12 protein-coding genes are annotated in these 12,671 nt (G+C 55.3%); 8 read left to right on the top strand and 4 right to left on the bottom strand.

Features of this window, described 5'->3' with window-relative positions; genetic code table 11:
- Window positions 1-151: 151 nt before the first annotated feature.
- The 3 genes from RUESEDTHA_RS10550 (at window position 152) to RUESEDTHA_RS10540 (ending at window position 2,476) form a co-directional block, all read left to right on the top strand.
- Window positions 152-628, top strand: coding sequence for a lytic transglycosylase domain-containing protein (locus RUESEDTHA_RS10550; RefSeq protein ID WP_180886686.1), 477 nt, complete (start codon window positions 152-154; stop codon window positions 626-628).
- A 196-nt stretch (window positions 629-824) separates the two neighbouring features.
- Window positions 825-1,526 (top strand): LuxR family transcriptional regulator, encoded by a 702-nt coding sequence (locus tag RUESEDTHA_RS10545; protein ID WP_180886685.1) that lies wholly within the window; start codon window positions 825-827, stop codon window positions 1,524-1,526.
- A gap of 95 nt (window positions 1,527-1,621) precedes the next feature.
- A complete protein-coding gene (locus RUESEDTHA_RS10540; protein ID WP_180886684.1) occupies window positions 1,622-2,476 on the top strand; it encodes an acyl-homoserine-lactone synthase in 855 nt (284 codons plus the stop codon).
- A gap of 97 nt (window positions 2,477-2,573) precedes the next feature.
- On the opposite strand, the gene tig is transcribed toward RUESEDTHA_RS10540, so the two are convergent.
- From tig to RUESEDTHA_RS10525, 3 genes are all read right to left on the bottom strand, one after another.
- Window positions 2,574-3,905 (bottom strand): trigger factor, encoded by a 1,332-nt coding sequence (tig, locus tag RUESEDTHA_RS10535; protein ID WP_180886683.1) that lies wholly within the window; start codon window positions 3,903-3,905, stop codon window positions 2,574-2,576.
- A 182-nt stretch (window positions 3,906-4,087) separates the two neighbouring features.
- A complete protein-coding gene (locus tag RUESEDTHA_RS10530) occupies window positions 4,088-5,212 on the bottom strand; it encodes a porin (RefSeq protein ID WP_180886682.1) in 1,125 nt (374 codons plus the stop codon).
- Between the two features lie 300 nt (window positions 5,213-5,512).
- Entirely contained in the window at window positions 5,513-7,138 is a 1,626-nt protein-coding gene (locus RUESEDTHA_RS10525) for an NAD(P)H-hydrate dehydratase (protein ID WP_180886681.1), read from the bottom strand.
- Window positions 7,139-7,307: 169 nt separating this feature from the next.
- Between RUESEDTHA_RS10525 and RUESEDTHA_RS10520 the strand changes: the two genes are divergently transcribed.
- The 5 genes from RUESEDTHA_RS10520 to RUESEDTHA_RS10500 all read left to right on the top strand — a co-directional run bounded on the left by RUESEDTHA_RS10520 (window position 7,308) and on the right by RUESEDTHA_RS10500 (window position 11,779).
- A complete protein-coding gene (locus RUESEDTHA_RS10520) occupies window positions 7,308-7,646 on the top strand; it encodes a P-II family nitrogen regulator (RefSeq protein WP_170354532.1) in 339 nt (112 codons plus the stop codon).
- Between the two features lie 32 nt (window positions 7,647-7,678).
- Window positions 7,679-9,085, top strand: a complete 1,407-nt coding sequence (gene glnA / locus RUESEDTHA_RS10515; protein WP_171122160.1) for a type I glutamate--ammonia ligase — start codon at window positions 7,679-7,681, stop codon at window positions 9,083-9,085.
- A 94-nt stretch (window positions 9,086-9,179) separates the two neighbouring features.
- Window positions 9,180-9,809 carry an MSMEG_1061 family FMN-dependent PPOX-type flavoprotein gene (locus RUESEDTHA_RS10510; RefSeq protein WP_180886680.1) on the top strand — a complete coding sequence of 210 codons (630 nt, stop codon included), beginning with the start codon at window positions 9,180-9,182 and terminating at the stop codon, window positions 9,807-9,809.
- Between the two features lie 95 nt (window positions 9,810-9,904).
- Window positions 9,905-10,666 (top strand): lytic transglycosylase domain-containing protein, encoded by a 762-nt coding sequence (locus tag RUESEDTHA_RS10505; protein WP_180886901.1) that lies wholly within the window; start codon window positions 9,905-9,907, stop codon window positions 10,664-10,666.
- 198 nt (window positions 10,667-10,864) lie between these two features.
- The gene (locus RUESEDTHA_RS10500) at window positions 10,865-11,779 is read left to right on the top strand and encodes a hypothetical protein (protein ID WP_255431685.1); all 915 of its coding nucleotides are present in this window, start codon (window positions 10,865-10,867) and stop codon (window positions 11,777-11,779) included.
- A gap of 36 nt (window positions 11,780-11,815) precedes the next feature.
- Here RUESEDTHA_RS10500 and RUESEDTHA_RS10495 read toward each other — a convergent pair whose 3' ends face one another.
- Window positions 11,816-12,559 (bottom strand): DUF3445 domain-containing protein, encoded by a 744-nt coding sequence (locus RUESEDTHA_RS10495; protein WP_180886678.1) that lies wholly within the window; start codon window positions 12,557-12,559, stop codon window positions 11,816-11,818.
- Between the last annotated feature and the right edge of the window lie 112 nt (window positions 12,560-12,671).

The following is a 12,671-nucleotide window of genomic DNA, read 5'->3' as shown; positions in this document are numbered from 1 at the left end:
TGGTAGTCTAACCTATGAAAAGGCTGCACGGTTCGTGCGGCCTTTTTTTGTCGGCTCGTTTTACGGGCAAAATTCGGCCAGATTTTTCACCTACGCTTGCAGTCTGACGATTGATTCCTATCATCACGCCCAGAATGACCGGAGACCTTTTATGACCCTCCTCCTACGCCGCAGTGTTCTGGCCATGCTGCTTGCCGCCCCCCTAGCCGCTTGTGGTGGCCCTGAAACGCCAACCCGCGCCCAGTTCGATCCGCCGCTCTACCCCAACGAAACGCCCGAACTGCGTGCTTCGATCAACAAATGGGCCGATCACTATGAACTACCGCGCGAGCTTGTCCACAAACTGGCAATCCGTGAAAGCACCCACCGCCCATGGGCGGTAAACCGGCCTTATTATGGCTTACTCCAGATCCTTCCCGCGACGGCAAGATCAATGGGATATACCGGTACCCCCAAGGGCTTGCTTGATGCGGATACCAATCTGGAGTTTGCGGGAAAATACCTGCGAGGCGCTTGGCTTTTGTCTGACGGAGATCAGCAGCGCGCAATCTTTTTGTACGCGAAAGGGTATTACCCCGAGGCGAAAGCGCGCGGGATGCTTGTCGAGACCGGCCTAAGGTCAGAATAGCGGCGTCGCGACAAGCAAAAATCCACCGACAAAATGTCACGTTGGCCCTTTGTTTGCAGCTATTTCCCTGCGACACACCTGCCGAAGCCTCACAAATTGCTTGCCCTTCGCGGCATAGGTGACACAACGTATGATTTAGTATGGACAGATATGGCTGTTCTTTGGGGAAAGAACTGCCGCCACAAAGGTTGGACAAGTGAAACTAATAGACTTGGCCGCGATCGACCATGAGGAGAAGTCGGCCGCCGACATATTAAATGCCGTCTGCCAAGAGCTCGGCTTTGACTATGCGTCCTACGCCACATTCAATCCCGTTAAGGGGGATGTGCAGGGGTACGCAAACTATCCCGATGAATGGAAGGTTCACTACGGGAACCAAGGCTTTCACCATTTCGACCCCACCTTGCATCAATCCCTCCTCAGCATTGCACCTGTGGATTGGAGCCGGTTCCATCACGACGAAAAATTCCACACCGTATTTCGCGACGCGCATGATTTCGGGATTACGTCCCGCGGATTAACGGTGCCGGTACGGGGGCCTTACGGCGATTGTGGGCTGTTAAATGTTACCCGGGACTGCTCGGATGACGAGTGGGAAAGGCTGAAAAGACATATCATGGGCGATTTGCAACTGGCCGCGGTGCAAGCCCATGACACGGTCATGCAATCCGGTCTGCTGGCCAAAGCGCTATACCTGCCCGCCTTGTCGACGCGGGAAAAAGAAATCCTGCAATGGGTCGCGGAAGGTAAGTCCCAGCAGGACATCGGCGACATCCTTTCAATCTCGCACCGTACCGTCGAAGTACACATGCGGTCTGGTCGGGAAAAGCTTGGGGCCTTGACGACTCCGCAGGCGATTGGGCGCGCAATTGGTCTTGGTTTGATAGCTCCCGGTTAACAAAACCACCAAACCCTACGGGATACCCCCAATAGCCTAAGTTTCGAACATGGTTAATTTTGCCTCCACGGTAACCTGACTGTAGGGGGATGGCTATGATCATCGTAATTGATGGTATCAACCAACATAAATTCAAAGATGTCCTTGATGAAATGTACCAATTGCGCGCGCGTGTATTCGGCGACCGGCTGGGATGGGACGTGAATATTGTAAACGGGCGCGAACGCGATCAGTTCGACGACTTACACCCTGCACATGTTGTCAGCATCAACGACGATGGGGACGTCGTTGGCTGCATGCGGCTGTTGCAGACCACCGGGCCACACATGCTGTCCGACGTGTTTCATTCAATTTTGGACGGCGAACCTCCGATCCGCAGCGCCCAGGTCTGGGAGGCCACCCGGTTTTGCGTGGACACCCAAAAGCTATCGCATGGTCGTGGCAAGAACACCGTTTCATATGTCACCAGCGAGGTCATGATCGGCTCTTTCGAATATGCGATGGCCGCCGGGGTATTGGACTCTGTTGCCGTGATTGATCCCGTCATGAACCGGGTTCTGCAACGGTCCGGCAATGCACCGTACGACTATGTCGGCACTGCCAAGCCGATGGGCAAAGTGGTCGCAATGGCGGCGTTGATGGATTGCTCCGAAGAGCGAATTTCAGGAATCCGGAACTACGCAGGTATCAAACATGATGTCTTTCTAAGCGACGAGGCTGCGCTGGACCTGTTTGCCGGAACGAAAATCAAGCCAAAGCAGGCGGCAAACTTCGACCGCAAGCCACTGACACAACTGGAAAAATATTTTGTGGAACAAATGAAAACCGCCACAACCAAAGCAGAGGTCAAATCCGTTCTGCAATTGATTGAAACGCTGTCCGCGAGCTTCACGCCAGAGCAAAAGATCGCTCTGCTGAATACCCCCCGTGCTTTAGCTTATGAGGCCTAACCCCCTCACCTCATTCAACTAAAGCCACTCATGCGGAGCCGTCATTACCAGACGGCTCCGCGTTTTTCTTTGCCCACCCAAGATGGGCGGAAAAGGATTACTCCTCTTCCAAAGCCTCGACAGCTTTTTGCAGGTCGTCTTTGCTGATTTCTTTGTCAGCCACCTGAGCCAGCTCGACAATATAGTCGATGACTTTGTCTTCGAAGATCGGCGCGCGCAGTTGCTGCTGCATCTGGGCGTTCTGCTGAACGAATTCAAAGAACTGACGTTCCTGACCCGGGTACTGACGTGCCTGGTTCATGATCGCCTGAGTCATCTCGGCATCAGTCACCTCAACCTCGGCCTTCTGACCCAGTTCTGCCAGCAGCAGACCCAGACGTACGCGACGTTCAGCCAGCTTGTTGTGCTCGTCTGTAGGCTCGACCTCACCATGGTCGTGGCCTTCCACGTCCGGGTTTTCCTCGTGGAACAGTTGATGAGCAATCTGTTTGGCTTCGGCTTCCACCAGCGACGGCGGCAGATCGAACGAAACCTTCTCGTCCAGCACGTCCAACAGCGCACGTTTCATCACCGCGCGCGAAGCACCCGCATATTCAGCTTCCAAGCGCTCGGCAATCTGGCCCTTCAGGGCTTCCAGATCTTCGGCACCGAACTTGGTGGCCAGCTCGTCGTTTACTTCGGCTGCGACAGGCTCTTTAACTTCTTTCACAGTACAGGTGAAAACAGCCTCTTTGCCCGCCAGATGCTCGGCACCGTATTCTTCGGGGAAGGTGACGTTGACGTCCTTTTCTTCCTCGGCTTTCACACCAACCAGTTGCTCTTCAAAACCAGGGATGAAGCTGTTGGAACCCAGAACCAGCGGATAGTCTTCGGCCGAGCCACCTTCGAATTCTTCACCGTCCACTTTGCCGACAAAGTCGATCACAACCTGATCGCCATCCTTGGCTTTCGAACCCTTACGGCGCGCTTTAAAGTCTTGCGCGGTTTCGGCCAGATTGTTCAGTGCTTCTTCGATGGCCGCGTCGTCGGCTTTGACGACCAGCTTTTCCAGTTCAACCGATTTCAGGTCAACTTCAGGGATCGCAGGCAGCGCTTCATAAGACATCTCGACATGTACGTCGTCGCCTTCTTTCCAGTCCTCGTTGGTCATCTTGACCTCGGGCTGCAGGGCAGGTCGCTCACCGCTGTCTTCAAAGTGCTTGTTCATCGCACCGTCGATGCTTTCCTGCATCGCTTCGCCCAGCAGGCGCTGACCGAACTGCTTTTTCAGCAGCGCCATCGGCACCTTGCCTTTACGGAAGCCTTTCATTTCGACTTCCGGCTGCGCTTCGGTCAGCTTTTCGTTGACCTTTTCATCCAGCTCAGCGGCGGATACGACGATGTTGTAGCCACGTTTCAGACCTTCGTTCAGCGTCTCGGTAACCTGCATTATGGTAGTCCCCATAGGATTCGGGGCGCGCAAAACGGCGCGCCGGGCAAATTTGACGCCTTCTATTTGTCCTGTAGCCCGCGTGCAAGAGGCAAAGCCGGGATCAACCTTGTTTTACCGCCGAAAAGGGCAAAAAAACGCCCCGAAATGCGTCGGGGCGTTTCAGGCCGTTTTACAACAGATCAGAAGCGCCAGCGCGCGCCCAAGGCCCAGGCTTCGTTGTTGTCAAAATCCACCGTTCCATCGAAATCATGGCTGCGATATTTCAGGTAAGCATCGGTATTGATGCTGTCGATCCGCTGAACGACCGCGATCCCCCAGGACTTGGTGCTGGACCCTTCGTTGTTGAAGTCAGAACCGTCGAAATAGTCGATGCCGATCCCGGTTTGCCCCCACGAGACCCAGTCGTCTTCATAGGCAACCTTGGCATACCAGTAATCGGGGTCGCTTGCGCCTGCGGCTGTGTCATCACGTGTACCCAAGGCCGCCGTAAAGCTAAATCCGCTGGGCAACAGAACAGAGGCCGACCCAATCGTGTCCTTCCGCTCTCCGGAACTGTCATCGAAATCTCGTACCGCGTAAGCAATGCTTGCGGCGAACTCTACCCCGTTGGCAAAGGTGTTCCCATATGAGACCGCGAGATCGTAATAGTCGTCATCGTCGCTGTCCGACAGGATATTCTGGCCGTATGCGATGGCCGCAGAAAACCCATTGAAATCAGGGGTGTCATAACGGATTCTTCCGCGGCGGCCACCGTCGAAGTTGCTGGCTGAATCGCCAACCGTAATCGCACTCAGCAGACCGTCAGGCTGCCTGTAGAAGAACGCCCCGTTTTCATCGTTTGTGAACGAATAGAGCGTCGTACCGACATAAGACAGATCAACCTCGGCGGCACCGTCCGACGCCATACTGCCCTGTCCTGCCGAGAATTTTCCATAGCTTCCCCGCAGCGCAAAGTCCACGTGACGCAGATCTTCTCGTGACCAACCATCGTTGTTGGTTCCATCCTGGTTGGCCGAACCTGTACTGGGCAGGCCAAGGCCGGTTTCGAACCAGAACGTAAACTCGTTGCTGCCATAGGGTTGCATCAAACGCAGCCCAACGCGGCTGTTCGACAGATCGTTGTCAAGCAGGCGCGTTTCCGTTTCCTCGCCATCGTCAACCGAGACAATCACCGGATGGAATTGCCCGTATAACTCGACATATCCACCACTGTTGTTTTCATACTTAAGCTCTGCCACAGCAGGCGCTGCTGCAGACGCCGCCAAAACAGTTGCCACTGAACTAAGCACAATTCTCTGGGTCATTTCACTCACCATGAAAAAATTCCGGTTTCCGGCACTGCCCAATCGCGCACCAATCCCCATTTTTCACAAGCATTCAGCTATTCAGATCAAGTCGCGTAAGCAAAGCGCTACCGCTGCAACCAAACGCCTGTAATATTTATATTTTTAATATCTCAAAAGATGTTTCGTTTACTCCCTCCCAACGCTTCAAGAGTGCCGCCCAGCCACGCGTGTTGCAAACATTCGCTGCTGATCTGCAATGCTCCGGTAAGCCAATAGCCGCCGAGATTGATAATGCTCGGCCAAATACCGCCGAAACAATCACATATTCATTTTTTTAAAAACGCAAGGCAATTGTTCAGACAAATCCTCTGCAATCAAACCGGGGCCAAAGGACAGCGCGCATTCAACATGCAACCAGGCGGCAGATTCCGCTGCCTGCATCGGATCAAATCCCCGCGCCAAAAGCCCTGTGATGAACCCTGCCAGCACATCCCCCGACCCTGCCGTCGCCAGCCAGGGCGCTGCGCGCTCATAGAATGCTCCGTTGATCGAGCACCTCCCGTCCGGAGCGGCAATGACTGTATCCGGCCCTTTGAACAATACGACACATCCCGACCTTTCGGCGGCTTCGCGGGTGGCGTCTACCTTGGAATAGGCCGGACCTTTGGTCGGGGTGGCTGCCAGCTTCTCGGCAATATCCGGGAACAGCCGCACGAACTCGCCCCCGTGCGGAGTCAAAACGCAATTATCGTGTAGAAGGGTAAACAAGGCGGCCGGATCATCCGCAAAAGCCGTCAGCGCGTCGGCATCCAACACCGTCGCACGCTGTGCCTCAAGCGCATCCGGCACCAATTCCCGCGCTCGCTCAACCCCCATACCGGGGCCAAGACACAAGGCATTCAGCCGGTCATCCTTCAGCACATTGGACAATCCGTCCGCGCCTTCGACCCGCCGCAACATGATCGCCGTCACGTGCGCAGCGACCTCCATCTGAGCAGCCGGAGGAACACCCAGCGTCACCAACCCCGCCCCAATCCTCAAAGCCCCCCGCGCAGCAAGCCGCGCAGCGCCGGTTTTCGCCGCACCGCCCGAAAGGATGAGGGCATGGCCGTGCGTGTATTTGTGCTGTCCAGTCCACTTACCGTGGAATCCCTTACCTGCGGGATCAGACGCCAACTGAACAATACTCTTGGCATAGGCGGGCTTTAGGCCGATATCGGAAATCACAAGTTTGCCCGAAAGCCCCGGTCCTCCGCCATAATGACCATCTCCCATCAAGAAATGTCCCAGTTTGGGAGAGTGAAACGAAACGGTCAAATCCGTTGGCAGAGCGCCGAAATTCATTCCGGAATCGCAGCACAGCCCGCTGGGGCAGTCCACTGCTACATATTTCGGCCTGCGATCCTGTGGAAGAGTACCGGTGACCGTAGGAACGAACCCATTCCATGTTCGATCTGTATCATCCGGCATTGATCTGGTTATGCCTGTCCCGAACAACGCATCGACAACTAGGTCGTGTTCCTGCTCGTCCAAAATACCCTCGATTTCTTCGTCATCCCAATCATGAACGACATTGGAGGCTGACCACCTTGCAAAATTCTTCTTTGCATCCGGCGGCAGCTTCTCGGCGTCCCCATACAGAAACACCTCAACCTCCCACCCCAACCCACGCAAAAGCCGCGCAACGACAAAACCGTCGCCACCGTTATTCCCTGGCCCACACAGCACCACAGCGCGCAGCGGATCCCCTTCATCTGGCCCTAAATATCCCGGGGAGCGCGAGGGGCTGGCCCCTCGCTTGCGCAACTCCGGCCACTCTTCGAATACCGCATCGACAACGCCCTGCCCGGCCCGCTCCATCAGCTCCAGCCCGGTCACCTCACCAGACTCAATCGCAGCCTGTTCGATGGCTCGCATCTGTGCGGCGGTCAGTAATTCCGTCATCTCAATCCCTCTGCCGATTCAATACTGATTACTTTTTGTGCAAGTCGGTCAAAATTTAACCGGCACTCTATTTTCTCTTCACCCAAACAGGGGCAATTACGCAATCAGATTGCCGACTGATCTTAGACGTGGTCAGTCCCATTCTGACAAGAGTTAAAGGGAGCCCGGGATGAAGAAGATCGAAGCGATCATCAAACCGTTCAAACTCGATGAAGTGAAAGAGGCCTTGCAGGACGTCGGCGTCCAGGGCCTCAGCGTGATCGAGGTGAAAGGGTTTGGTCGTCAGAAAGGCCACACCGAACTGTATCGCGGTGCGGAATATGTGGTCGACTTTCTGCCCAAGGTGAAGGTCGAAGTCGTTCTAGACGACGATCAGGTTGATGCTGCCATCGACGCCATCGTCTCAGCCGCTAAGACCGACAAGATCGGCGACGGCAAGATCTTTGTCTCGCCCGTTGAACAAGCCATTCGCATTCGGACCGGCGAGACCGGCTCGGAAGCACTGTAATCGAACGCACTCAAATCAGAGGAATAGAAAGTATGAGCAAGGACGCAGTTCTTCAGCTGATCCGTGATGAAGACGCAGAATACGTCGACATCCGCTTTACCGACCCGCGCGGCAAGCTTCAGCACGTCACAATTATGTCCGATCAGGTTGACGAAGACTTCCTGGAAGAAGGCTTCATGTTCGACGGTTCGTCGATCGCTGGCTGGAAGTCGATCGAAGCATCGGACATGAAACTGATGCCCGACACCGAAAGCGCTTATGTCGACCCGTTCTACGCGGAAAAAACCATCTGCTTGCACTGCTCGATTGTTGAGCCCGACACCGGCGAAGCCTATGAGCGTGACCCGCGCGGCACCGCCCAGAAAGCCGAAGCTTACCTGAAATCTTCGGGTATCGGCGATGTGGCTTACATGGGCCCCGAAGCTGAATTCTTCCTGTTCGACGACGTCCGTTTCTCGAACAGCATCAACAAGGTATCCTACGAAGTTGATGCAACCGACGCGTCGTGGAACACCGACACCGAGTACGAGATGGGCAACATGGGCCACCGTCCGGGCGTCAAGGGTGGCTACTTCCCGGTGAACCCGGTTGACGAAGCGCAGGATCTGCGTTCGGAAATGCTGTCGACCATGAAGCGTCTGGGCATGAAAGTGGACAAGCACCACCACGAAGTTGCGTCCTGTCAGCACGAGCTGGGCCTGATCTTTGACAGCCTGACCAAGCAGGCCGACGAGCTGCAGAAGTATAAGTACGTCATCCACAACGTTGCACACGCCTACGGCAAATCGGCCACCTTCATGCCGAAGCCGATCGCAGGTGACAACGGCACCGGTATGCACGTGAACATGTCGATCTGGAAAGACGGCAAGCCTCTGTTCGCTGGCGACAAATATGCCGACTTGTCGGACGAAGCGATCTACTTCATCGGCGGCATCCTGAAGCACGCGAAGACCCTGAACGCCTTCACCAACCCGTCGACCAACAGCTACAAGCGCCTGATCCCGGGCTTTGAAGCCCCCGTTCTGCGCGCCTACTCGGCACGTAACCGTTCGGGTTGTGTCCGTATTCCGTGGACCGAAAGCCCGAAAGCCAAGCGCGTCGAGGCCCGCTTCCCCGATCCGGCCGCGAACCCCTACCTGGCGTTTGCTGCTCTGCTGATGGCCGGTCTGGACGGCATCAAGAACAAGATCGATCCGGGCGAAGCCATGGACAAGAACCTGTACGATCTGCCTGCCGAAGAACTGGCCGACATCCCGACCGTTTGCGGTTCGCTGCGTGAGGCTCTGGAAGCTCTGGCATCCGATCACGACTTCCTGCTGCAGGGCGACGTGTTCACCAAAGACCAGATCGACGGCTACATCGCACTTAAGATGGAAGAGGTCGAAACCTACGAGCACACCCCGCACCCGGTAGAATATGGCATGTACTATAGCTGCTGATCCGGATTGGGTTTACATCTACAAGGGCGTCCACTCGGGCGCCCTTGTTTCATTTGGGTCGATCTTCCAGACTGGGACGACAGGAGGAGATCGCATGGACACTGAATTTACTGACTTCGTGACCACCGTCGAAGAGTTAGAGCAGATAACCGGCGCTCCTCTGCCTCAGGTTATCGCCAAAGAGCTGCCTGCGCTGGATCAGATGTGTCGTGACTTTATCGCCATGTCTTCCTTCTGCGTGATCGCCTCGGCCAACCCCGACGGACATGTGGATGTTTCTCCGCGCGGCGATCCGGCAGGCTTTCTTCACGTGTTGTCGGACAGTTTGATCGCAATTCCCGACCGGCCCGGCAACAAACGCGTGGATACGTTTCACAATGTTCTGAAAGACCCCCGCGTCAGCCTGATCTTGTTTGTTCCCGGCAAGATGGAAACACTGCGGATTCGCGGTACAGCCCGTATTTGCGCGGACCCTGCGTTACTACGGAAAATGGCGGTGCAGGATCACCCACCCAAACTCGCCCTGCTGGTTGAGGTTCAGACCGTTTTTGCCCATTGCCCCAAATGCGTCATCCGATCAGGCATCTGGCAGCCAGACGTTTGGCCGGACTCGTCGGACCTGCCAAACATGAACGCGATGATGGTCAAACATGCCAAGATCAACAAAACGCCGGATGAGTGGTTTGAAAGCTTGAAGGGAACAGGTGAACTGGACCTGTATTAAACTTCTTTGCGCATCGGGGAATACGGCATAGGCTTGGATACAGTATTTCAGCCGACCGGATTTTGACCGTGCTTCGATTAGCCTTCATCCTTGCCATGTCGCTTCCAACAATTGGCGCAGCAGCGCCCTGCGGAAACACCGGCGCAGGTTTTGAGGCGTGGAAGTCCGACTTTGCCCGGACAGCCAAACGCGCCGGAGTGAAAAAGCGGGGGCTGCAAGCCTTATCCCAGACAACTTACGCAACGCGCACTATCGCTGCTGATCGCAACCAAAAGAGCTTCAAGTACTCGCTGGACAAGTTCATGCAGGTGCGCGGTGCAAATGCAATCGTCGCACAAGGCCGCAAACGCAAAGCCCGCAACCCACAGTTTTACGCAGCTCTTGAGCGGCAATACGGGGTGCCGGCGGGTGTCCTAATCGCGATCCACGGCATGGAAACCGGCTTTGGCAACTTTATGGGGGACAGTCAGGTTGTGTCAGCAATAACAACGCTTGCCTATGATTGTCGCCGATCCGAGTTCTTTGTCCCTCATGCAATCGGCGCCCTTAAACTGGTCGATCAAGGCAGCATTACGACAGCGACCCAGGGGGCGAAACATGGCGAATTAGGGCACACACAGTTTTTGCCCGGAAACGCTCTGACATATGGGGTCGACGCCACAGGCGATGGCAAGGTCGATTTCTACAATATGACTGATGCATTGGCCTCAACCGCCAATTTTTTGCGTAAGAAGGGTTGGAAACCTGGCCGGGGCTATCAGCCCGGACAACCTAATTTTGCCGTCATACAACAGTGGAACGCGGCCACTGTGTATCAGCAATCTATTGCGATCATGGCCGCCCGAATCGACGGCTGAGGGCGCCACATTTTCAGGCCGGACCACCTCAATTCCGCCACATTGCTGCCATATACATTAAAAGGCCCCTAAAATGCCTAGGTTTCCAGAGCGTAATCAATCTTGGCATTTTCTGATTTTTTTCCATTTTTGCCCAAATCTGCCCAATATCGCTTGGTAAATTTGTTTGCACGACGGGATGCGACAAAGGAAAAAGCAGTGACACCGAAGCACAGCTACCATGGCGGTCTGCAATTCAACGGTAATACCGATGGCGCGATCGAGCGGTTCGCAGCAATCGTCGCGGCCACGCTGGAAGACTACGGTCATCTGGTCGAACGCAAGACAGTTCGGGACACGACCGAGGCCAGCATCGTGTCCAGCCAGTACCTCGTGCGCATGACTTTGGACACGCAGGTTGTTCAGACCGAAGACCGATTTGAACGTATGGATCGTGCGGCGGGTTTAAAAACCATTGAAAGACCAGCTGTAACGCTGCCTGAAAACCGGCTTACAATCACGATCAGCCCGGTATCCGCCCTGTTGGACGACAGTGAGATCTCAGAGCTTATGCTGGTTGTGATCCTGTACCGCATGGTCGACATTTGCGCGACACAACGGGTTGAATGGCTAACGCCCAATACCGTGCTGACAATCGAACAGTTCCTGAGTGCCTTTGACACTCTACCGCCCGCAAAAAAGCGGAATAGAAAACAGATTTTCGAGGCAGTTTCCGGCCCTTTTGCGGGGCAGAAAATTAATGAAGAAGTCCTGGACGAGCCACAAAAAACGGCGCTGAAACCAGCAGCCCGGCCGATCCAGTTGTCGGATGAGCAGTTGCTCAGCATCGCTTTTCGGACAGAAAAAGAAACAACCGAGCAGTCATCAGATCGGGACGACACGCCCCCCCTCGACCACGACCAACCCAGTGATATCCTCCGGCTTACAAGCTGGGGGCTCACGGGTGCCGTGGCTAGTGTGTCGGTCCCGATTGCAGCGTCCATGGCCGCTGTAAACCTGATCAGGGGCGAAGACTTTCGTCTGAACACGCAGGTACTTGCCTATACGGTCGCGATATCCGCTCTCAGCACAAGCGGTGCGTTCGCCGGCGTTGCCAACGCCTTGGGCATGTAGTTCACACTCCAAAGACCCTCCTAGGAGGCCCCGCCATCAGGCGGGGTTTTCCATTTTTGGCAGGCTGCTTGCCTCTATGACATAGGTATGAATTGAAAACACCACCGCTCGGGTCTTGGGCAGTCGCAATAGGGTTTGCCGTTCACTGCGCAAATACCGGGCGTCGCCGGGCGCCTTTGTTTCGCGCCGTGCGTTTTCACTTCGGGGTTGGTGCAGCTCGGCATCCTCATACCACAACGCATTGAACCGCCAGAGCGGACGGTCAGGTTGAATCCCGTCGAACAAACGCTGGACACGGCGCGCGATATTCTCGTCATAACTCGCAACCGGCACGTGAATACCGACCAAGGGGCGCATGAACTTTTCAGACAAGCGCCAACTGGCGGGAAAACACAGGATTGCACCTGTCAGGACATGCTCATCCCCATGCTTTTGCAGAATGCAGATGTCCTCTTGAACCAGGCGGCACAAAGTATCCATCGGGTTTTCACGGTCGACCGGGACCTCTTGGCCATCCGGTCTAACGACGTGATCCGAACACCCTGGATAGGCGTGTTGCAGCACAAGATCCAGAACCTCCTGCGCTGCGGGTTCGGCGGACGTATCCAGCGCCAGAACATCGTCGCGCCTTTCCCTTAGCAGGGCTTCCCGGTGCTGCAATTGGGCTGCAAAAGCGTCATCGCGGTGCAGCCAAGTGTCCAGCGACGTTGGCTGAATGCCCGGCAAAGGGCGCGGGGTCAGCGGATCATAAGGGATCGAGTTTTGCAGTATGATCGTCATGAGATTCACCTATCACCAGACGCCCTCCCTGTCGGTCAAAAAGCGACGAACAAGTCGTCGCATTTTTTCCAGACGAGACAGGAATGTTTCTCCACGGTTTACGAACAAGTAG

Source organism: Ruegeria sp. THAF57 (assembly GCF_903914075.1).
Taxonomy (GTDB): domain Bacteria; phylum Pseudomonadota; class Alphaproteobacteria; order Rhodobacterales; family Rhodobacteraceae; genus Ruegeria.
This window is presented reverse-complemented; position numbering and strand designations above follow the sequence as displayed.